Annotated in this window: 20 protein-coding genes; 10 read left to right on the top strand and 10 right to left on the bottom strand. The window is 35.9% G+C overall.

The features are described from left to right. Positions 1-3 precede the first annotated feature (3 nt). The 3 genes from bioD to Q0Q99_RS00690 are packed head-to-tail and all read right to left on the bottom strand — an operon-like array spanning position 4 to position 2,186. Positions 4-621: a dethiobiotin synthase gene (bioD, locus tag Q0Q99_RS00700; RefSeq protein ID WP_293889922.1), complete on the bottom strand. Its 618-nt coding sequence runs from the start codon at positions 619-621 to the stop codon at positions 4-6. After that, entirely contained in the window at positions 621-1,025 is a 405-nt protein-coding gene (locus Q0Q99_RS00695; RefSeq protein ID WP_293889920.1) for a DUF2007 domain-containing protein, read from the bottom strand. Before Q0Q99_RS00695 ends, bioD begins: the two co-directional genes overlap by 1 nt. A gap of 3 nt (positions 1,026-1,028) precedes the next feature. Beyond that, a complete protein-coding gene (locus Q0Q99_RS00690) occupies positions 1,029-2,186 on the bottom strand; it encodes a pyridoxal phosphate-dependent aminotransferase family protein (protein WP_293889919.1) in 1,158 nt (385 codons plus the stop codon). A 119-nt stretch (positions 2,187-2,305) separates the two neighbouring features. On the opposite strand from Q0Q99_RS00690, the gene Q0Q99_RS00685 reads away from it, so the two are divergent. The 3 genes from Q0Q99_RS00685 to Q0Q99_RS00675 are packed head-to-tail and all read left to right on the top strand — an operon-like array spanning position 2,306 to position 3,215. Continuing rightward, positions 2,306-2,818, top strand: a complete 513-nt coding sequence (locus Q0Q99_RS00685) for a DUF2975 domain-containing protein (RefSeq protein ID WP_293889917.1) — start codon at positions 2,306-2,308, stop codon at positions 2,816-2,818. 2 nt (positions 2,819-2,820) lie between these two features. After that, positions 2,821-3,036: a helix-turn-helix transcriptional regulator gene (locus Q0Q99_RS00680; protein WP_293889915.1), complete on the top strand. Its 216-nt coding sequence runs from the start codon at positions 2,821-2,823 to the stop codon at positions 3,034-3,036. An 8-nt stretch (positions 3,037-3,044) separates the two neighbouring features. After that, positions 3,045-3,215 carry a hypothetical protein gene (locus tag Q0Q99_RS00675; RefSeq protein WP_293889913.1) on the top strand — a complete coding sequence of 57 codons (171 nt, stop codon included), beginning with the start codon at positions 3,045-3,047 and terminating at the stop codon, positions 3,213-3,215. Positions 3,216-3,342: 127 nt separating this feature from the next. On the opposite strand, the gene Q0Q99_RS00670 is transcribed toward Q0Q99_RS00675, so the two are convergent. The 7 genes from Q0Q99_RS00670 to Q0Q99_RS00640 all read right to left on the bottom strand — a co-directional run bounded on the left by Q0Q99_RS00670 (position 3,343) and on the right by Q0Q99_RS00640 (position 14,635). Then, complete coding sequence (locus Q0Q99_RS00670; RefSeq protein WP_293889911.1) at positions 3,343-3,624, bottom strand: F0F1 ATP synthase subunit epsilon; 282 nt, start codon at positions 3,622-3,624, stop codon at positions 3,343-3,345. Positions 3,625-3,699: 75 nt separating this feature from the next. Beyond that, on the bottom strand, positions 3,700-5,211 hold the full coding sequence (gene atpD / locus Q0Q99_RS00665) for a F0F1 ATP synthase subunit beta (RefSeq protein ID WP_293889909.1): 1,512 nt from the start codon (positions 5,209-5,211) through the stop codon (positions 3,700-3,702). A 186-nt stretch (positions 5,212-5,397) separates the two neighbouring features. Beyond that, positions 5,398-6,954: a G-D-S-L family lipolytic protein gene (locus tag Q0Q99_RS00660; protein WP_293889907.1), complete on the bottom strand. Its 1,557-nt coding sequence runs from the start codon at positions 6,952-6,954 to the stop codon at positions 5,398-5,400. A gap of 28 nt (positions 6,955-6,982) precedes the next feature. Then, positions 6,983-9,811, bottom strand: coding sequence for a TonB-dependent receptor (locus Q0Q99_RS00655; protein WP_293889905.1), 2,829 nt, complete (start codon positions 9,809-9,811; stop codon positions 6,983-6,985). Between the two features lie 276 nt (positions 9,812-10,087). Continuing rightward, positions 10,088-11,938 (bottom strand): glutamine--fructose-6-phosphate transaminase (isomerizing), encoded by a 1,851-nt coding sequence (gene glmS, locus Q0Q99_RS00650; protein WP_293889903.1) that lies wholly within the window; start codon positions 11,936-11,938, stop codon positions 10,088-10,090. A gap of 12 nt (positions 11,939-11,950) precedes the next feature. After that, positions 11,951-13,813, bottom strand: a complete 1,863-nt coding sequence (locus tag Q0Q99_RS00645; RefSeq protein WP_293889901.1) for a DUF4270 domain-containing protein — start codon at positions 13,811-13,813, stop codon at positions 11,951-11,953. Positions 13,814-13,828: 15 nt separating this feature from the next. Then, positions 13,829-14,635, bottom strand: a complete 807-nt coding sequence (locus Q0Q99_RS00640; RefSeq protein WP_293889899.1) for a glycogen/starch synthase — start codon at positions 14,633-14,635, stop codon at positions 13,829-13,831. Positions 14,636-14,741: 106 nt separating this feature from the next. Here Q0Q99_RS00640 and panC point away from each other — a divergent pair, with 106 nt between their 5' ends. The 7 genes from panC to Q0Q99_RS00605 form a co-directional block, all read left to right on the top strand. Then, the gene (gene panC, locus Q0Q99_RS00635) at positions 14,742-15,590 is read left to right on the top strand and encodes a pantoate--beta-alanine ligase (protein ID WP_293889897.1); all 849 of its coding nucleotides are present in this window, start codon (positions 14,742-14,744) and stop codon (positions 15,588-15,590) included. Positions 15,591-15,604: 14 nt separating this feature from the next. Then, positions 15,605-15,955: an aspartate 1-decarboxylase gene (gene panD / locus Q0Q99_RS00630; protein WP_293889895.1), complete on the top strand. Its 351-nt coding sequence runs from the start codon at positions 15,605-15,607 to the stop codon at positions 15,953-15,955. Between the two features lie 6 nt (positions 15,956-15,961). Continuing rightward, positions 15,962-16,927, top strand: coding sequence for a lysylphosphatidylglycerol synthase transmembrane domain-containing protein (locus Q0Q99_RS00625; protein WP_293889893.1), 966 nt, complete (start codon positions 15,962-15,964; stop codon positions 16,925-16,927). 55 nt (positions 16,928-16,982) lie between these two features. Continuing rightward, on the top strand, positions 16,983-18,242 hold the full coding sequence (locus Q0Q99_RS00620; RefSeq protein WP_293889891.1) for an alpha/beta hydrolase-fold protein: 1,260 nt from the start codon (positions 16,983-16,985) through the stop codon (positions 18,240-18,242). Further along, the gene (radA, locus tag Q0Q99_RS00615) at positions 18,242-19,603 is read left to right on the top strand and encodes a DNA repair protein RadA (RefSeq protein ID WP_293889889.1); all 1,362 of its coding nucleotides are present in this window, start codon (positions 18,242-18,244) and stop codon (positions 19,601-19,603) included. Before Q0Q99_RS00620 ends, radA begins: the two co-directional genes overlap by 1 nt. A 58-nt stretch (positions 19,604-19,661) precedes the next feature. Further along, positions 19,662-20,153 (top strand): hypothetical protein, encoded by a 492-nt coding sequence (locus tag Q0Q99_RS00610; RefSeq protein ID WP_293889887.1) that lies wholly within the window; start codon positions 19,662-19,664, stop codon positions 20,151-20,153. Then, on the top strand, positions 20,150-22,093 hold a 1,944-nt coding region (locus tag Q0Q99_RS00605), incomplete at its 3' end, for a transglycosylase domain-containing protein (protein ID WP_293889885.1). The genes Q0Q99_RS00610 and Q0Q99_RS00605, both read left to right, overlap by 4 nt.

The following is a 22,093-nucleotide window of genomic DNA, read 5'->3' as shown; positions in this document are numbered from 1 at the left end:
TTTCTATAGAGTTAAAAATTCATCACGGAATTTATCAGCATAATAACTAATCACATTCGCATCAAAATAAGGTTCATTGTCAATTCTGCCGATAAATTTTACGCCGGTTTTCTTAAGGATAATGGTTTCTGTTGCTTCATTTTCATCTCCCGAAAAGATAATTCCGGCAATGGTTATCTTCCTACTTTTGAGTACTTCAATCGTTAGTAAAGTATGATTAATGCTTCCCAGATAATGGCGCGACACCACGATAACCTTATAGTCATTTCGGATTAAATCGACAACACATTCAGTATCATTAAGTGGAACTAGAATTCCGCCTGCTCCTTCAATTACCAAATGATTTTTAGTAAGTGGTTCTATGATGTTTTTTAAATCGATTTTAATTCCGTCAAGCTGTGCAGCCAAATGTGGACTTGCCGGCGTGTTGAGTTGATAACTGCTTTCGTGGATTACAGTTTTGTCATTAGAAATATAACGTTCAATTTTATGACTATCCGAATTATCTAAATCTCCGGCCTGAATAGGTTTCCAATAATCGGCTTCCAACGCTTCGACCACGATAGCGGAAGCAATGGTTTTACCCACATCAGTACCGATTCCTGTTATGAATATCTTCATTAATTGAATTCGAATTTACAGTTTTGACATTTGTATTTGTACTTTGAAAAGAACTGAGCGAACGCACCGAGAATTGCAACCTGAAAAAAGGATTTCACGCCATCAATCGAAGTCTCCATTTCGACTTGTTCTGCGCCACATTCCGGACATTTTAAAGGTTGGTGATCGTCATCAACAGAATAAAGGCTTACTTCACCCAGGACTTCATTTGCTTTATCAAAATCTTCTGTTTTGACAAACATTTTCACCCCACCAACCGCATTGCTGTACAACGGATTCGAATCAACAATGTTATTGTCTCTAAGGTAAACTTCAATTCCCTGGCTTTCTAATTTACCTTGGTAAATAATAGCTTCACTTGAATATTGAAATCGGCGCAGTAGTGTAAATTTTTCTTCTTCCATAACTTAAAAAACAAAGGTAGCTAACAATTGCAACACATTGGAGATTTCATTTTCCGAATTGAAGCTGTGCAGGCAAAAACGCAAACGCTCCTGTCCTTCGGGAACTGTTGGCGATAAGATTGGCCTGACATCAAAACCTTTTTGCTGGAGTTGTACAGCTATTTTTTTTACTTTCTCATTTCCGGGAAGGATAGCACATTGAATGGCTGATTTGCTATAGACAAACATTGGTTTTAAACCCAATCGCATTTTCTCCTGATTGAAGAAAATGATGTTAAACTTCAGTTTTTGTATTGTGGTTTTTTCCTTTGTCAGCTGTTTGTAAGATTGCAAAATTGTCACAACAGAATGAGGCGGAAGTGCAGTTGTATAAACAAAACTTCGGGCAAAGTTGACTAAATAATTTTTCAATTCCTGACTGCCTAAAACTGCCGCGCCATGACAGCCTAATCCTTTTCCGAAAGTCATAATACGGGCAAATACTTTGTCCTGTAAACCCAAGCTTTGCACCAATCCTTCTCCGGAATCGCCAAAAACTCCAAGTGCGTGTGCTTCGTCAACGACTAAGTAGGCATTGTATTTTTCACATAGAGCAGTTAGTTCTTCCATGTTTGGGCAATCGCCATCCATAGAGAAAACACTTTCGGTTGCAATGTAAGTTGTTGTAGGTTGACGGTTGTCGTTTATCGGTTGAAGTTTTGTCAATAGCTTTTCTAAATCTTCTAAGTCGTTATGCGGAAATTTGTAACTCCTGGCATTGCTCATCCGGATTCCGTCGCGAATCGAAGCGTGGCATAATTCGTCGTATAAAATCACATCATTTCGCTGTGGCACTGAACTAAAAAAACCAACATTGGCATCATAACCCGAATTGAAAATTAGTGCGGCTTCAACGTTATGGAATTTGGCGATAGAGTTTTCGGTTTCATTATATAAAGCATGATTTCCGGAAAGCAAACGCGATCCTGTGGCGCCATTTGTTTTTATATTTTTATCCAAAAGAAATTGGTGTGTTGCTTCAAAAATTGTTTCGTTTTGGGCAAAGCCGATATAGTCATTTGAGACAAAATCGATTAAATCATTAACAATTGGCAACTGGCGTAAAGCACTGTTGACTTTTCGTTGTTGGAGTTTTTGTTGGAGTGATTTTGGAAGTTTCATCGGCACAAATATAAGGAACGCTTTTTTATATAAATTCAAATTAATTATTGTTTTTTTTACATTTATTATTGTTATTCGATAATTTATATATATTTGTAACAACTTTAAAACCATTTATCATGAAAAAATTACAATTCTTAAAATCTTTAGTTGATTTATTTTGGTTCTTTTCTATCATTGCAATTATAGCGATGACTTTGTTCGTTCCTTATATGTTTTTTTCAAAAGAGGTAATTGATATTCCAATAGAGATAAATGGACAAAAAATTTTAGTTACTGATTTATCTACAAAATTTCTTTTGTTAGTTGCTGTTATTGCTTATTTCCTGTTTGCATATGGTATCTTTTTATTTAGAAAGGTATTGATGTCATTTCAAAAAAGAACTATTTTTAGTGATGAAGTGGTCGTTTTATTGGACAAAGTAGGGAAAAGTTTTTTACTCTCCTCAACATTAACAGCTTGTATTCTTTTGGTTTATAATTTCTCTCGCACGTCAGTTGTATCTATAGAATTTGGGGGCGGATTTAGCTCGTTTCTATTTACCGCTAGTTTGGGTCTGTTTTTCATGGTTTTGAGTGAAGTTTTTAAAATCTCTAAAACAATGAAAGACGAAAGCGATTTAACAGTTTAGCTATGCCAATAGTAATTAATCTTGATGTAATGCTGGCCAAAAGAAAGATGCGTTCTAATGAATTAGCAGAGAGAATTGGAATTACAACAGCAAATTTATCAATTCTAAAAACTGGAAAAGTTAAGGCGATTCGGCTTTCTACTTTGGAATTGATTTGCGAAATATTGGACTGTCAGCCTGGTGATATTATGGAATATGTAAACGAAATAAAAAAATAAAAACACTTATGAAGAAAGAGCTTATCTTATTGGTAGTGGGAATGGTGCTGTTAATTATAGGAACTTTGTTAAAAATTTATCATTTTGAATTTTCAAAATATGTGCTGATTTCAGGGTTGATGATTGAAGCTTATGTATTAGCTTCGTTAGTAATTAAATCTCTTAAAAAAGTGAAATGATTTTTAGCCCAGATTGGAACGGCATCCTTTTTCTTTTTTAAGAAAAAGATAAAGTGGAAAGCTGGATTAGCTCCTAATAAAAAAGCCCAACATTACTGTCGGGCTTTTTCTTTTATTTTGAATGGTATTAGTCAGCTAATACAATTACTTTATTGTCTTTCATTTCAATAGTTCCTGAATTGATTTCCAAAAGGTAGTTTTGCTCGTTTACTTTGGTAAACCTGGCTGCTACTTCTTTATGGATTGCAAAACTTGGTGCTTCAATCTTGATAACCCCGTGCTTTAAAATAGAAACTATTGGGGCGTGGTTGTTCAGAATTTGGAACGAACCTGTTACACCCGGTAAAGAAACCGAAGTAACTTCTCCTTTGAATAATGTAGCTTCCGGCGATACTATTTCTAAAATCATAATTTAATTAATTACGAATTTGAAATTACGAATTACGAAAAATTGATAATTCGTAATTTGTAATTTGTAATTCTATTATGCTTCCGCTAACATTTTTTGTCCTGCTTCGATGGCTTCTTCGATTGTTCCTTTAAGGTTGAAGGCAGCTTCCGGCAAGTGATCTAATTCACCATCAATAATCATGTTGAATCCTTTTATAGTTTCCTTAATGTCAACCAATACTCCGGGAATACCTGTAAATTGTTCCGCTACGTGGAAAGGTTGTGATAAGAAACGTTGTACTCTACGTGCTCTTGATACGGCTAACTTATCATCTTCTGATAATTCTTCCAAACCAAGGATTGCAATGATATCCTGAAGTTGCTTGTATTTTTGAAGTATCTCTTTTACTCTTTGAGCGCAGTTGTAGTGATCGTCACCTAAGATTTGAGCGGTAAGGATTCTTGACGTTGAATCCAATGGATCTACCGCAGGATAAATACCAAGCTCCGCAATTTTACGAGACAATACTGTTGTTGCATCTAAGTGGGCAAACGTAGTTGCCGGCGCCGGATCCGTTAAGTCATCCGCAGGAACGTAAACCGCTTGCACTGATGTAATTGAACCTTTGTTTGTAGATGTAATTCTTTCCTGCATCGCGCCCATTTCTGTAGCCAATGTTGGTTGGTAACCTACCGCAGATGGCATACGACCTAAAAGAGCCGAAACCTCAGAACCTGCTTGTGTAAAACGGAATATGTTATCAACGAAGAAAAGTACGTCCTTACCTTGATCTGTACCAGCTCCATCACGGAAATACTCAGCGATAGAAAGTCCTGACAAAGCGACACGAGCTCTCGCTCCAGGTGGCTCATTCATTTGTCCGAAAACAAAAGTAGCTTTAGACTCTCTCATTCCCGGTTTATCAACTTTGGATAAATCCCATCCTCCATTTTCCATGGAGTGCATGAAATCATCACCATATTTTATAATTCCTGATTCCAACATCTCACGAAGTAAATCATTTCCTTCACGCGTTCTTTCACCAACTCCTGCGAATACAGAAAGTCCACCGTGACCTTTAGCGATATTGTTAATCAATTCCTGAATCAAAACTGTTTTACCAACTCCGGCTCCACCGAACAAACCAATTTTACCACCTTTTGAGTAAGGCTCAATCAAATCGATTACTTTAATTCCGGTGAATAAAACTTCTGTAGAAGTTGATAAATCTTCGAATTTTGGTGCTTGTTTATGGATTGACATTCCATTAGCTCCATCTTTTGGCAAATTCCCTAAACCATCAATGGCATCACCAATTACGTTGAACAAGCGTCCGTAAATATCAGCTCCGATTGGCATTTGTATTGGAGCACCCGTAGCATTTACAGCGGTTCCTCTACTCAAACCATCTGTTGAGTCCATTGAGATAGTACGAACCGTGTTTTCACCAATATGGGATTGCACTTCAAGTACTAATATTGAACCATTTTTGTTGATGATTTCTAGTGAATCATAAATTTTTGGTAATTCAACATCTTTAGTATCAAATACTACGTCTACTACTGGGCCAATGATTTGCGAAACTTTTCCTATTGCTTGTGACATTCTTTATGTATTTATTAAATAGCTATTTAGGTTTATTAAAATACCTCTTTTTATCAGAGCGCAAAGATAATTTTTATAAATCGAAAAATCAATAAATTTTTTAGAAAAAAAGAAGATTTTTTGAATCATTGTAATAACAAAAAACCATCCGGCAAAATGCGGGATGGTTTTTATAAATCTATTTGTTTAATTTCTATAAAACCGGAGGAAACATAATTCTGAAATCTGAAAAATCATACCTTTAAAATTAGAACCATATCGGAGGTTTATTGCTTTTAGAAATTCATTTGCAATTAAAGAATAACCTCTTGGACTTGGATGAACTCCATCTAGAGAAAAAGCGCCACCCGTTACATAGGTTGAATTTACTGTGTAACCGCCATTAAATACTCCGACAGTTGCCACTTGATTTAATACTGCATTTGCGTCTACAAAAGCTACGTTTTTAGCTGTTGCTAATGCCCGAATTGTGGTATTATAAGCATCAGTTGCGGTTTTTACCTGTAACGTTTCATCTGCTGTTAGTGTCGTTCCGTCTTGCATAGGGTTAGAAACACCGATAACATTAAATGGAGAAGGTGCTCCTGTTTGTGTGGTTCCAATTACGCTTCTAGCCGTTAATAAAATATAATCTCTATCACCAACGGTATTTCTTGCATGTCTTGCTCTTCCGTATAAATTTCCTAAATATCCAGCCGTTGGAGCTCCCAAAACCGGGGTAAGTGCACCTGTAATATATGTTGCTAAATTAGGTAATGATTCATCTATTATTAATAACGGATTTTTTTCAGTTGTAGCAGGATTTCCATCGTCTGACACCAAAACTGAAAATCTACTAGGCTGTCCTAACGCAGTAGTTATTTGGTTTATTGCGCCAAATAATTGATTTAATTGAGCAGCACTTGCCGGTGGTAATCCTGGTATTGGATTAGTAGGAACTGTAGTAAAGAAAGGAACTGATGTTACATCGGGAATATTAGCCACAACACCTCCGGCGCCGTTAGCGGTTAAGCCGTCTAACAATGTGCTATAAACACTTGCAAATACGTTGGGATCGGTAATATCATTCCCACCATAAGTTGCTGGATTAAGATTTCCTAATTGATTAACACCTGTTCCACCAGAAGTTGCATAAGATAAAACGTCATTGTTTCCAATCCATAAAGAGAAGAAAGTTGGATTTTGTGCTACCGCATCACCTAAGACAGATGCAGTTGGAGAAGATGCAAATCGAACGAAATAAGGATTTGCTTGTCCGGATAGAACACCTGCAACATTACCATATCCTGCTGCTAATAAGTGAAAACTTTTTGCTCCAGGAACTCCCATATTGTTGAATGGTCCGGTTAAAACATTCGTGATTTCGGTAGTAATTGTTCCGGTAACGGGCGCTGGTCCACTTCCATTAAAATAAAGTCTTGGCCCTTGTATTTGGAATCCTCCTAATAACAATCCTCCCACATTATCATTTGTGTAAGGGATTTTGAATTCCCCACCACCAACTAAAGCAAATTGTTGGGATAATAAATTAGGATAGGACCCTTTTTGCCCTTCCATAAAAAGTGCGCTATCAGAATAACCCGCCGTTAAAGAATTTCCTACTGAAACATATTTAGTAAAATCGGCGCTGCCGGCTGTCAATGGCAATCCATCTGATGAATTTTGATCAACAACTTCTTCATCACTTGAGCATGCTACAAAGGTTAACGAAACCAATAATAGCCATTTGAAATTTTTTATCATAATATTTTAATTTATTAATTGTTGAATTTTAAGGCGTGATAGTTAAGGAAAGGAAATATTGTTGTCCAATTAGCCCTGCTCCTATTACTTGTCCGTATTCTTTTCCGCCGATATTTGTTGCACCAACTTTAAGTATTGATTTCAATGACTTAATATTATAGTTCGCTTGTACATCAATCACTGTTGCTTCGTCAATCATACCATCGGCAAAAGAAGATTCCCATAAATATTCTGAATTCCATCTTGCACTAACAGAGAGTCCTAAATTTCCAAACAATTTATCGTTACTTAAGCTACCTTTTACCCTATGTTTTGGAGTGTTGAAACTTGCTTCAAAATTTGGATCCTTAGCTTTATCAAAATCAAATGCTGAATAATTATAGTTTCCGCTAAATTCAAAATCCTTGTAGATTTTTTTGGTTAGACCTACACCAAAGCCATATGATTTTACTTCAACGTCGGTATTGGTATAAAGTTGATATTCTCTTGAATCTCTATTGGCTAGTGCAGCTGAAGCAGATGTAGGTGTAACATCGGTTGGACTGGTTTCGGCGGTTCCATAATATGGCGTTATTACATTAACATTTCCAATAAAGTCATTGTAAATATTATAGTATCCATTAAGGTCTAAAGAGAATCCTTTAACATTTGCTCTATATCCTAAATCAAATGCTTTCACTTGTTCTGGTTTTACTAAATTTACATCTGCTTTTACCAGCAAGGCAGCTGCAGCTGCTGTATTGATTGTAGAAACAGAATGAGATCTGTAGTAATTATCGAATGCATTATAAGAATCCTTTGTAAATGAATTGTGATAAGCTTGGTCACCATCTAAAGTTGCTGTACCACCACCACCAGCGGCCGAAATCGGTAAATCTTCCGTAAACCTGGTTAAATTATCAGGTGCGGAACCAATCAACACTCTGCTTCCGATATCAAATCCAATATATTGATCCTGAGTTGTTGGATTTCTGAAACCTGTTTGGAATGAACCTCGAATGTTATGATTTTTCTCTTTATCTAAAGCATAAACGAATGAAAGTCGAGGGGAAAAATTACCATCAAAATTTTTAGCTTTATCATATCGAACCGACCCTGTTAATTTCAATCTGTCATCCATAAGCTTTTTTTGAACTTGAGTGTAAACTCCATATTCATTATAATTTATAGTGCTATTGGCATCGGTATAAATTCTGCCGTGTGAATTCAATTGATAAGTTCTGTAAGAACCTCCAACCTGAATTTCTGCGGGTTTAAATAAATCCTTAAAGTTGTAATTAACATCTGAGTGATAGATTCTTGAGTTGTCGACTAATTTTGATCCTGTTAGTACACTTGGGTCAGCAATTACCTGATTGAATGCGTCTTTAAATGCTTGTGTTCCAGGAATTAATCTTCCGGTATCTGCCCTGCTTCTAGCGTAAGCGTGTGCTTCAGCGGGAGTTGTTCCTACACCAGGAACCAAACCTAAAGTCGCAGCTCCATAAGCTCCACCGTAATCAGCAAACCATTGTTGGTCTGATTTCCATAATCTATTAATATTAATTGCAGTAAATGTCATATCGTAAGACTTCCCGCCATCTTCTGAGGTTGTATAACCTCTAAGGAAAAAGTTTTTACCTTTTAACTCAATTTTATGCTGCTGCATGAAAAAACCATTGAGGTTATATCTACTGGCTCCTTGATAAACTGAATTACCAAAACCAAATTTAGATTGCCAAATAATTTCAAAATCATTTGCCCATGGTTTAAAGTGAAGTGAGAAATCGATTTTTGCATTTTTAACCTTACTTTCTGTTAATTCTGTTTCGCTATATCCTGTTCTAGAAATGTTTATGTTTGGCAAAAGATTATAACCTGCAGAGCCAAAAGCATTTCGGCTTTTTAGGTTAATTGCAACTTCATCACCATATACATTTACACCATTATAACTAGGGTCATTTCTATTTACTCCTTCGACTTCATTGCCATTTGTATCAATGCCATTATAATTAGTTGCATGCCAATCGGTTCCTTTCATAAAAGTGAAGTTAGCTTTCCCGGCAAAATGCTTGTCAAATGCATGGGCTACCCTAATTCCATAATCGTAAAAATTATTTGTTCCTGCTGCTTTTTGGCTTGTTTGACCATATTTGACATAAGCAGTAATTCCCTGATGTGTCCAAGGATCTTGACTATTCATCAATAAAATTCCGTTAAATGCATTTGCTCCATAAAGAGCTGAAGATGCGCCCGGAAGTAACTCGACACTTTGAATATCAATTTCTGAAATTCCTATGAGGTTTCCTAAAACAAAATTCAATAAAGGAGAAGCGTTGTCCATTCCATCAACCAATTGCAAGAATCGTGTGTTTGCCACAGTTGCAAATCCACGGGTATTAATCGATTTAAAAGATAAACTACTAGTATTCATTTGAACTTCCTTTAAATTTTCCAATCCGTCATAAAAAGATGGCGCCGCTGTTTTTTTAACATCTTTTATACCAAATCTTTCAATGGTAACTGGGGATTCTCTAATTCTTTCAGGTGTTCTCGATGCCGAAACGACAATTTCATCAAGTTGATTTTCTTCATCGTTTAAGCTTATGCCCAGATTTTGATTGTTTGTGGTAACGCTAACCGTTTTCGTGCCGTAGCCTACACTGGAAACTTCAATGTTAAAGGGAGGCTTTTTTGTGGTTGTTAAACTAAAATTTCCGTCACTGCCCGTTACTGTCCCCGAATTTTCGCCAGTTATTTTAACATTTGCTCCGGAAACTGGTTGGTTCTTACTGTCTTTTACCGAACCCGATATTGTAGTTTGCGCAAAGGTAATGCCGCAAAAAAACAATGAAACGATAAATAAATAAATCTTCATTTGGTTATAATTTTGTTGGTTATGAAGCCAAAGTACAAATATTTTTTTTATATTATCAAAAACAACGGGTGTTTTTATCAATAATTAATTTTTTAACTATAGCATCCACATAACTATTTATTAGTGTCTTTTAAGATTTTATTAACGATTTGCCATTATTAATAAAAAAAATATTATGCACACATACAAAATGAAACTTTAATTAAAGAAATCACAAGTTTTAAGCAAAAAAAAGCGGGACAATGTCTCGCTTTTTTTAGTGTTTTATGTTGAAAACTATTCTACCGTAACAGATTTTGCCAAGTTTCTTGGCTGATCCACATTGCAATTCCTCATCACAGCAATATGATAAGATAATAATTGTAATGGAATTGTAGTTATTAAAGGTGATAACGCATCCGAAGTTTCAGGGATTTCAATAACATGATCCGCTAAACCTTTTACTTGTGTATCGCCTTTGGTGACAATCGCAATAATTTTTCCGCTTCTTGATTTAATTTCCTGAATATTACTTACCACTTTGTCATAATGACCTTGTTTCGGAGCAATGACAATTACCGGCATTTGTTCATCAATTAAGGCAATTGGTCCATGTTTCATTTCGGCTGCAGGATAACCTTCGGCGTGAATGTATGATATCTCTTTAAGTTTTAAAGCGCCTTCTAATGCAACCGGGAAGTTATAACCTCTTCCAAGGTATAAACAGTTTGTTGCATCTTTAAATTTAGCGGCAATTTCTTTTGCCATTTCATTAGTTGATGCCAAAGCTTCAGCTACTTTTTCCGGAATAACTTCTAATTCCTGTAAATAACGCTGCAAATCCGAGTTTAATAAAGTGCCTTTTGCTTTTGCTAGACGCAACGCTATCATCGTTAACACTGTGATTTGTGTTGTAAAAGCTTTGGTTGATGCTACACCAATTTCCGGACCGGCATGAGTGTAGGCACCAGCATTGGTTTCTCTTGAAATTGACGAACCTACAACGTTGCAAACTCCAAACACAAAGGCGCCTTTTTCTTTGGCTAACTTAATTGCGGCTAAAGTATCGGCGGTTTCTCCCGATTGTGATATTGCAATTACAACATCATTTTTATTGATGATCGGATTTCTATACCTAAACTCTGAAGCATACTCAACCTCAACTGGTATTCTTGCAAACTCTTCAATTACATATTCAGCCACTAATCCGGCGTGCCAAGATGTTCCGCAAGCTACAATCAGTATTCTTTCGGCATGGAGAAATTTTTCTAAATTATCTTCTACACCGGCCATTTGAATAATGCCTTGATTGGCCAAAAGCCTTCCTCTATAAGTGTCCTTAATCACATTAGGTTGCTCATAGATTTCTTTTAACATAAAATGATCATAACCGCCTTTTTCGATTTGCTCCAAATTCATTTGCAGTTCCTGAATGTATGGATCGACTAAAGAATCATCTTTTATTTTTCTGATTTTTAATGGTTTGTGTAATCTAACGATAGCCATTTCCTCATCTTCTAAATAAATGGCATTTGATGTATATTCAATAAAAGGAGAAGCATCGGATGCAATAAAAAATTCATCTTCTCCTACTCCAATTGCTATTGGACTTCCTAACCTTGCAACGACGATTTCATCTGGATTTTCTTTGTCAAAAACACAAATGGCATAGGCTCCGACAACTTGGTTTAAGGCAATCTGAACTGCTTTTCCCAGTTTGATGTTTTCTTTCTTTTTTACATCTTCAATCAAGTTTACCAAAACCTCTGTATCTGTATCTGATGTAAAAGTGTATCCCCTTTTTAGTAATTCCTTTTTTAGAGGCTCATAATTTTCTATGATTCCGTTGTGGATAATTACGATGTTCCCTGAATTAGAAACATGGGGATGTGAATTGATGTCATTTGGGACGCCGTGGGTTGCCCAACGGGTATGCCCCATTCCAATAGTGGCTTTAGAAGAAGCTATAGTCTCCGCTTTTTCTTCAAGATCGGAAACTTTTCCCTTAGTTTTTGAAATTTTAAGGTCTTTGTCATCACACAACATGATTCCGGCACTATCATAACCTCTATATTCTAATCTTTTTAACCCTTTTATTATAATTGGGTATGCTTCTCTAAATCCGATATAGCCAACAATTCCACACATAACATTTAGATATTAATTAGGTTTGGTATAATAAATTTCAAGTTTTAATCTTTTCTTATATTCCGGAGTTTGAGCCACAGGAATATTGGTTCCATACAAAATAGTTCCCAGCTGACTTAATACAGACATAGCTGGTGCGCTACTAAAGTTGCTGTTTGGCGTTCTTAGTTTAGAAAGACCAATGTCATTTATACTTTCGGTAACTGATAATCCAAGACGAACATTAATAGAATCATTTTTAACTAAATTCCTAACGTAGTTTGTAATTCTGATTTTGTATTTACTTCCTTTATTTGATATAAAGCCATCGGACCCTCTTATCTGTTTTACAAAAATTCCTTTGGAGTCCGCAAGAGATCCTCCAAAAATAGCTTTGTTAAATTTTGGATAAAGACCGTTAGAATTAAAGTCATACAAATAATCAATAATTGGTTTTTTATTGGTTAAATCATAAAGATAAATACGGCCAGGTTCAAAGATTTTTTTATCTAAATCCGGATTTGAATTCCTCATTTTACTGTTGTCAATATGAAATGTAAGGTTGGCCTCATTGATTAACCATCCATTGATTTTAATATTATCAATCTCATCTGAGATTCCGTTTGGAGTGGTATTGACAATGTATTTAAGATTGGTTGCACTAACGGGACGATTTTCATTAAAAGCAGGATTCAGTGTATATCCATTTGTATCAACTGAGCCAAACAAATCTATAATGGCCATTGCGCCTTCGCCTCCTTTTAAATAAATTCGGGATGCTTCCTGTGAACTATTGGCAGCATTCAAATAATCAATATTTTCATTAGAATTTTGCAGCAAACTTATAGTGTTTCCCCTAAGATTTAACGCGAATGTTTTGCTGGGTCTTTCTTTTTTGTATTCATTTACTGTAGTTGTAGTCGGATTGTCAGGGGTGATTTTATCTTCTTTGTAATATATTGTTATTTTTCCCGCTTTAAAATTAATCATCGCCATATTGCCGGGATTTCCATTTTCAGTTTTAAAATAAATTCCACGGAAATAATTTTTAAATAGCCCATCATTATCCAATTGGCCGCTTGGGGCATTTAAAATTTTATCATAAAAAACATCGGTTCTTAAATGCAATCGCATTGAAGGCGCGGATCTTGGATATTGCTTAGTAACACCATCCGATTTGTAGGTTGTTAATTTATGTTCTCTTTTATCGAAATAAAATTGCTCATTTTCACGTCCATCAGCATTGTGTGTTCCTTCTATACCTGAAAGAGGATCTGTAAGAGGGGCATTATTTAACAAAACTGACTTATTAATATCTATAAGATTATTTTCATCCGTATAAAACAATTGTTGTTCAACTAAAGATTGGTTAGGGTCCAAATCCCTTAAATAATAATTAGATTGATAAACGCTCAACTTAAACTTTGAATTAATTGTGAGAGGAGTTTGATCATATGGAGTTTCTCCATAAATAGAATCCAACCTGAAAGTACTCACTTCCGTGGTCGCGTTTTTATTCAAAAACTTCTTAAAATAAGGAATATCCAAAATTACGCTGTCTATAACCGGTAGGTCAACGTAATCAGCAGGAACGGTGTTATTAAAAACCGGATGAAGGCTCGAAAGTTCTAACTGTGTTACAAAGTTAGCATGTGTATCTCCAAAAGCAGGGTTTGAATAAAAACCAAGCGGATTTATAGGCAAATTATTTGAAGCTATTGGTCCTATTTTTTGATTGTATACTTTTACTGTTGATAGTGAATCAAGCTTAAAATCGTAATGGTCATCGCCTACAATATCTGTTCCTAATTCATTAAAATCTTTATCGCAGGATGCGAAAATTAAAGTTATAAATCCAACAATTAAAATTGGGCGTAAAAATGATTTTTTGTACATAAAATTATCTGTTTTTTAAGAAAGCATAGCTTTGTAAAAGGTCGTATATGCCTCGGTAATCTTGTCTTTCGCGGCGAAAGGTAAAAAAGGTTTTCCTGAAGATTCTATAAATTTTGTTAAACTTGCCGATACATTTTCAGAGGCAATAACAACAGCATCCGAATGATTTACAGCTGCCTTGATAAGGTTTTCATAATTAGGCAATTCTAATTCCTGAATGGCATCGTGAGGAATGCCGTCAAATATTATTTTGTTAATCATTTCGGTGTCCAAAGTACCATCAAAAGATTGGCTATAGACGGACGTAACAATTTTTGTTTCAGAAAACAAAGCTTCATCTTTATAATAATGCTTCATATAAATAGGCAATAAACTTGCCAGCCAGCCATGAACATGGATAATATCCGGAACCCAGTTTAATTTCTTAACAGTTTCAACAACACCTTTCGCGAAGAAAATAGCTCTTTCATCGTTATCAGGATATAACACACCATCTTCATCGGTGAAAGTGGCTTTTCTTTTGAAATATTCATCGTTATCTATAAAATATACCTGAATTCTTTCTTTTGGAATTGAGGCTACCTTAATAATCAGAGGCATATCCAAATCATTAACCACTAAATTCATTCCCGACAAACGGATTACTTCATGTAATTGATGTCTTCTTTCATTAATATTACCATATCTTGGCATAAAAATTCTAATCTGTCCGCCTTGGTCATTTATCATTTTGGGGACATCATACGACAGTAAAGAAACCTCATTTTCAGCCAAATACGGCACCACTTCAGATGATACATACAATATCCTCTTATCTTCCATAATCTAATCTACTTTATTTATTGGCAATAAAAAACAGGCAAAAGTACAAAATTTTATGCAGTTATTTATGAAAATGGTAAGTTTGCAACTCATTTACTGAAAGCCAATGCTTCTTTTTAACACTCAAAACGAGTTAGTTTCCCATCTCAATTCTGTTTCAAACAAAGAAACTTCTATTGGTTTTGTGCCAACGATGGGTGCACTTCACGAAGGGCATCTTTCTTTACTCAAAGAATCTTTAAAAAATAATAGCGTCACCGTCATCAGTATTTTTGTCAATCCAACGCAATTCAACAATGTTGAAGATTTAACTAAATATCCAAAAACGTTAGAAAAAGATATCGAAAAAATAAAGAGCATTTCTAATGAGATTCTCGTGTTTGCACCTAGCGTTGATGATATTTATGAAGGCAAAACGGTTTCTACACCTTTCAATTTTGACGGTTTGGAAAATCAAATGGAAGGCAAATTTCGTCCCGGGCATTTTGACGGAGTTGGGACTATCGTAAAACGACTCTTCGAGATAATAAAACCAAGCAATGCCTACTTTGGCGAAAAAGATTTTCAGCAATTACAAATTGTAAAAAAAATGGTTGAAAAAACAAAAATGCCTGTTACTGTTGTCGGTTGCCCAATTTACAGAGAAAAAAATGGCCTGGCTATGAGTTCGCGTAACGAAAGATTGTCAGATGCCGAGCGGAAAGAGGCGGCAATCATCTATCAAACGATTTTCCAGACTAAAAATCTGTTCGCTTCAAAATCAGTTAAGGAAATCACCGAATTTGTAATCAAGGAATTCCAAAAACATCCCAACTTTGAACTTGAATATTTTCAGATTGCCGACGAAGCAACCTTGCTGCCTTGCATAAGAAAAAATAGAGCAAAAAAATATCGCGCCTTCATCGCCGTTTTTGTTAACAAAATCAGATTGATTGATACGGTTTCATTAAATTAATTTACTTTTGCGCCATGCAGATAGAAGTAATAAAATCGAAGATTCACCGAGTAAAAATTACCGGCGCCGATTTAAATTATATTGGCAGCATCACCATTGACGAAACCTTAATGGACGCGGCAAACCTTATTGAAGGTGAAAAAGTCTCCGTTGTTAATGTTAATAATGGTGAACGTTTCGACACCTATGTTATCAAAGGCATCAAAAATTCAGGTGTAATTAACCTAAATGGCCCTGCCGCCAGAAAAGTCCTCAAAGACGATATTGTCATCATTATGTCTTATGCCCTAATGGATTTTGAAGTAGCAAAAAACTTCAAACCCTGGTTGATTTTCCCAAACGAAACAAATAATTCCCTGACCTAGTATCTCTTGAAAAAACAAATCGGTAAATTGCTAACCATTCTCATCCCTCTTTTAATAGGAATCGGAATCATATACTATCAATTCACCACTCTGACTTCCGATGAAATTCGGAAGATAAAAATCAGTTTTGAAAAGGCAAATTACTATTATATTTTATTGTCCTTAATGATTGCCTGCGTTGGCTATTGGTCAAGGGCTTATCGCTGGAAGTTTGCATTAAACCATTTGGGTTATCAAACTAAGTTTTTTAATAATTTTTTTACGGTTTGTGTCGCATATTTAGTCAATCTGACGGTTCCGCGTTCGGGCGAAATTTCGCGTGCTGCTTTATTAAAAAAATATGAAGATGTTCCTTTTGATAAGGCATTTGGAACTATAGTTGCCGAAAGGATTGTGGATTTACTTATATTCTTCCTCTTTGTTTTTATTGGTTTTGTTTCTCAGTTTGACCAAATTTATCAATTCCTTTTGAGCCAGCACGTATCGTTACAATCAATAATTATTACCGGCTGCGTTGGCGTAGTTTTGCTCTTGGTTTTTATCCTGATTTGGATTTATGCCGAATGGGAAATAATCTTAAAATTAAAACAGAAATTATCCGGATTGGTAGAAGGGATTACTACCGTTTATAAAATGAAAGACAAATGGAAATACCTTTTTCATTCGTTTTTTATCTGGTTTTCTTATTTAATGATGTTTTATGTCGCCGTTTTTGCACTGCCGGAAACTTCAAAAATCAGTTTTGACATCGTAATTATGGGATTCATTTTTGGCAGCCTGGCTGTAGGTTTTTCTAATGGTGGATTGGGCGCCTATCCCTTTTCCATCGCGTTAATCTTTTCCCTTTACGGAATAACAAAAGATATCGGTGCCGCTTTTGGATGGCTAGTTTGGACATCACAAACAATTTTGGCAATTCTTCTCGGATTGATTTCCTATGTTTTGCTTCCGGTTTTAAATAGAAACAAATAATTTTGTTATATTGCTAGTCAATATAAAACTGCTGTTTAAAACTAATCCTACTGTCATGAAAAAGACCATTCTGTTATTACTTTTCATTTGTTCCAATGCTGTTTTTTCCCAAAAAATAACCGATACCATAGCATCTAAAAGGCTAAATGAAGACCGGGAAATCACTATTGGTTTACCGCCATCATACGAAAAACATCCGAACCAAAAATATCCTGTTTTAGTATTATTGGATGGCGATTTTTTGTTTGATGCTTTTCAGGGTGCGTTAAGTTATGGTAACTATTGGGATGATTTGCCCGAAGTTATTATTGTTGGAATTACCCAAAATAAAAATAACGAACGCGAGACCGATTGTGCTGTTGACGAAAGTACTGGTTTACCAACCGAAAAAGGGGCAGATTTCTTTGAATTTATTGGCATGGAGTTGTTACCATACATAGAAAAAAAATACAGAACAGCGCCGTTTAAAATGATTGCCGGATTAGACACAACCGCAGGTTTTTTAAATTGTTATCTCTACAAAGACATTCCCGTTTTTGACGCCTATATTTCAATGAGTCCGGAACTTCCAAAAGGAATGGAAGAGCAAATTCCGGACAGATTAGCCACTATTCAAAAACCCATTTTTTACTATCATTCTTCAGGCGATGGGGATTTAAAAAAAATGCGTAACCGAATTATTGCATTGGACGAAGTGGCCAAAAAAATCAATAAACCAACACTCAATTATAGATTTGATGATTTTAAAGGCGCTTCGCATTACTCCTTGGTTTTGAATTCTATTCCAAGTGCTTTGTACCAAATATTTGCCGTTTACCAACCAATTTCAACCACAGAATTTAATGAAAAAATCGCTGTGCTGCCTTCAGGATACGTAGATTATTTGGCTCAAAAATATGAGGTCATTGAAAAGTCTTTTGCTTTAAAACTGCCTATTCGTTTAAACGATTTCAAAGCAATAGAAGCAGCAATCCTGAAAAACAAAGCCTACAATGAATTTGATAAATTGGCACAGTTAGCAAAAAAGAACTATCCAAAATCAATGCTTGCCGATTATGAAATGGGTCAGATGTATGAAAAAACAGGTGAAAATGCAAAAGCGGTTAAATCCTACATGAGCGCTTTTCAACGCGAAGAAATAGGGGATTTAACCAAGGATATGATGGTTGAAAGAGCTGACGAAATAAAAAAGTTGTTGCCTAAAAAGGGGAAAAACGGAAAAACCGAACCTGCTGTGGAGGAAACACCGCCAACAGATACTCCAACCGATGCGCCACCAACTGACGCACCAACAGAAGAGAAAAAAAAGGAATAATGTCTAAAGTAAAAACGACTTTTTTTTGTCAAAATTGCGGAGCACAATATGCCAAATGGCAAGGCCAATGCAATTCGTGCAAAGAATGGAACACCATTGCCGAAGAAATTATTCAAAAGGAAGAAAAAACCAGCTGGAAACCTTCAAGCACCGACTCTAAAAGAGTTTCAAAACCACTGCGGATAAAAGAAATTGATTCCACTCAGGAAGTGCGCATGGACAGTACTGACAGCGAATTTAATCGCGTTCTTGGTGGTGGAATAGTTCCTGGTTCCTTGATACTTTTGGGCGGAGAGCCAGGTATTGGAAAAAGCACATTGCTGTTGCAGATTTCCTTAAAGTTACCCTATAAAACCTTATATGTTTCGGGTGAGGAAAGTCAGAAACAAATCAAGATGCGAGCAGAACGTATCAATCCAAATAGTGATAATTGCTACATTCTAACCGAAACCAAAACACAAAATATCTTCCGCCACATTGTGGAAACTGAACCTGATATTGTCATTATTGACTCGATACAAACATTACATACCGACTATATTGAATCCACAGCCGGAAGCATTTCCCAAATCAGGGAAACCACGGCAGAATTGATAAAATTTGCCAAAGAAACCAATATTCCTGTTATCCTTATTGGCCACATTACTAAAGACGGAAACATTGCCGGGCCAAAAATTCTGGAGCACATGGTTGATACAGTGCTACAGTTTGAAGGCGACAGAAATCATGTGTACCGAATACTCCGTTCACTCAAAAATCGCTTTGGTTCCACTGCCGAATTGGGAATTTATGAAATGCAGGGCTCGGGTTTGCGCGAAGTTTCCAATCCTTCCGAAATATTAATTTCACACAGAGAAGAAGAACTTTCGGGAACAGCCATTGCCTCAACATTGGAAGGAATGCGGCCGTTGATGATAGAAATTCAGGCTTTGGTTTCCACAGCAGTTTACGGAACACCGCAAAGAAGCACAACAGGTTATAATGCCAAACGATTGAATATGATATTGGCCGTATTGGAAAAAAGGGCTGGCTTCCGTTTGGGAACCAAAGATGTTTTCCTAAACGTAACCGGCGGAATTTCTGTTGATGATCCCGCGATTGATTTGGCTGTCGTGGCGGCAATTTTGTCTTCCAATGAAGATATTGCGGTGGGCAAAGATGTTTGTTTTGCGGGCGAAGTTGGTCTTTCGGGTGAAATTCGCCCCATAAATCGTGTAGAACAACGCATTCAGGAATCGGAAAAATTAGGGTTTTCGACTATCTTTGTATCTAAGTATAATAAAATTTCGGCCAAATTCCCGGGAATAAAAATCGTTTTGGTTTCCAAAATTGAAGAAGTTGTGGAGCATTTGTTTGGCTAACCTTTTGGACATAATAAAAGTGAACAAAAGCGTTTTAAAATAAATAAATGAACTATTTATGAAAACAAAACTATTCCTATTGCTTTATTTATTTACGGTTTTAATTTGCTTCGCCAGTTCGCTAACGCTAGTGTCCTGTTCCAACCAAAATAATCACAGCCAATTTGTGGATTTCGGACAAAATAATCGTTGGCAAAAAGCCGATGCCAGAACATTTGATTTTGATATAACTGACGATGCACAATTATATAATTTAATCTTCAAATTCAGTCATGTTTACGATTACCAATTCACTACTGTTCCGATAATTTTCACCATCGAAAATCCCGCAGGTGAAAAGGAAAAAATCACTATTGACTTAGCCATTAAAGACAGTGCCGGCAAAGAATTGGCCGAATGTGCTGGTGATGTTTGCGACCTTAACTATAAAATTAAAGAAAAAACCAAACTCCAAAAAGGAAAATATAAAGTTACCATTTCGCATAGCTTTGAAGGACCATATCTTCCAAACGTACTCGGAATTGGATTAAATGTTGAAAGTGTAAAATGAACAAAGCAAAACGGAAAATAATTATCCTCCTAAAAATTTTTGGCACTATGGTGTTGATAGGTTTAGTGTTGCTTTTTTCTTTTCGAAATAGAATCCTTAACAAGGTTATTCATCAGGTTGACAAACAACTCGAACAAAATTATCAGTGTAGTTTGACCATAGGAAAAGCAGAATTTCACGGCTTGACCAATGTGGAATTTCAACACATTGCTTTGGTTCCAAGACAAGCTGATACATTGGTTCATATAAACGAATTAAAAACCAGCGTTAGCTTCTGGAAGCTGTTAGTCGGCAATATTCAATTGGGGAAACTGGAAATTAACAAAGGATTTATTCAATTGGTGAAAACCAAAAACGGCAGTAATTATGATGCTTTCCTGCATTCCAAAAAGCAGAAAGATGAAAATGCCGAAGTAAATTATGCAAAGCTTCTTAACCGGATTACATCAAGATTATTAGATTTGGTTCCGACCGATATGCAAGTAAAGGGATTTGCCTTCAAAATTAATGACAACGGCAATAAAGTGATTTTTGGTTTCAATCAATTGGTTTTGAATCAAAAGAAACTCAACGCCATAATTCAGGTTACTTCGGATAATTTTTCACAGCAGTGGAGCATCAGCGGGTTTGCTGATCCAAGAGACAGAAAAGCGGATTTGACCTTTTACAATGCCAAAAATGATACTATCAAAATTCCGTATCTGGATAAAAAATTCAACCTGAAAACAGGCTTCAAATCCATTCATTTCAATCTGGATAATTTGGCTATGGATAACGGAAACCTCCATATTGATGGCTATTCCTCTATCGAAAATTTGTTAGTGAATCACCAAAAAATTTCCACTAAGGATGTTGTCGTGAAGAATGCCCGTTTTGATTATCACTGGATTATTGGTCCGCGTTTTATAGCTATAGACAGCACATCAACCATGCAGTTGAATAACATTAAATGCAACCCTTATATTTCCTATACAAACGAGAAAGACAAAGTTTATGCGCTCAAACTGAAGATTCCAAAAATGAGGGCACAGGATTTTATTTCGTCCTTGCCAACCGGATTATACCGCCATTTTGAAGGCATGCAGGCACAGGGAAATTTTAGCTATTCACTAAACTTTGAGTACAATAATCACAAACCAAATAAAGTGATTTTTGATAGTAAGCTAAAACCTGAAGGATTAAAAATTACCAAATATGGCGAGGCCAATCTGAACAAATTAAATGGTCCATTTGTTTATCGCGCTATCGATAAAGGCACCTTACAACGTCCAATTTTAGTTGGTCCGGGAAATGGCAACTATACTCCTTTAAGCCAGATTTCTCATCATCTGCGAAGTTGTGTACTTACCAGCGAAGACCCTTCTTTTTTTACGCATCGCGGATTTATAAACGAAGCATTCAAGGAATCGATTTCAAAAAATATTAAAACCAAGAAATTTACACGTGGCGCAAGTACTATCAGTATGCAGTTGATAAAAAATGTTTTTTTAACACGTGAAAAAACACTGTCGCGAAAACTGGAAGAAGTACTGCTGGTTTATATCTTGGAAAATAATCATATCAGTTCCAAGGAACGCATGCTTGAAGTCTACTTCAATATCATAGAATGGGGTCCAAACATCTACGGTATTGGAGAAGCATCGCAGTTTTATTTCCAAAAAAGAGCTGTTGATTTAAACATAAATGAATGTTTGTTTCTGGCAACAATTATCCCTAATCCAAAAGGATTTATGTACCGGTTGGAAAACGATCACCAACTCAAACCGTTTGCCAAACAGCAACAGCGATTCATGACTAAGGTAATGTTCTGGCGCAATCTTTTGGTGCAGAATGATACTATTGGTAACTTTCCTTTTTCGATTGCCGGACCTGCAAAATATTTTCTCAAACAAAAACCAACCGCGGTTGAAATCGAGACCAATTCGATACAAGACTTCGAA

The sequence above is a fragment of the Flavobacterium sp. genome, assembly GCF_025352425.1.
Lineage (GTDB): Bacteria > Bacteroidota > Bacteroidia > Flavobacteriales > Flavobacteriaceae > Flavobacterium.
Note: the sequence above shows the minus strand (reverse complement) of the source record. Positions and strands in the feature narration are given on the sequence as shown.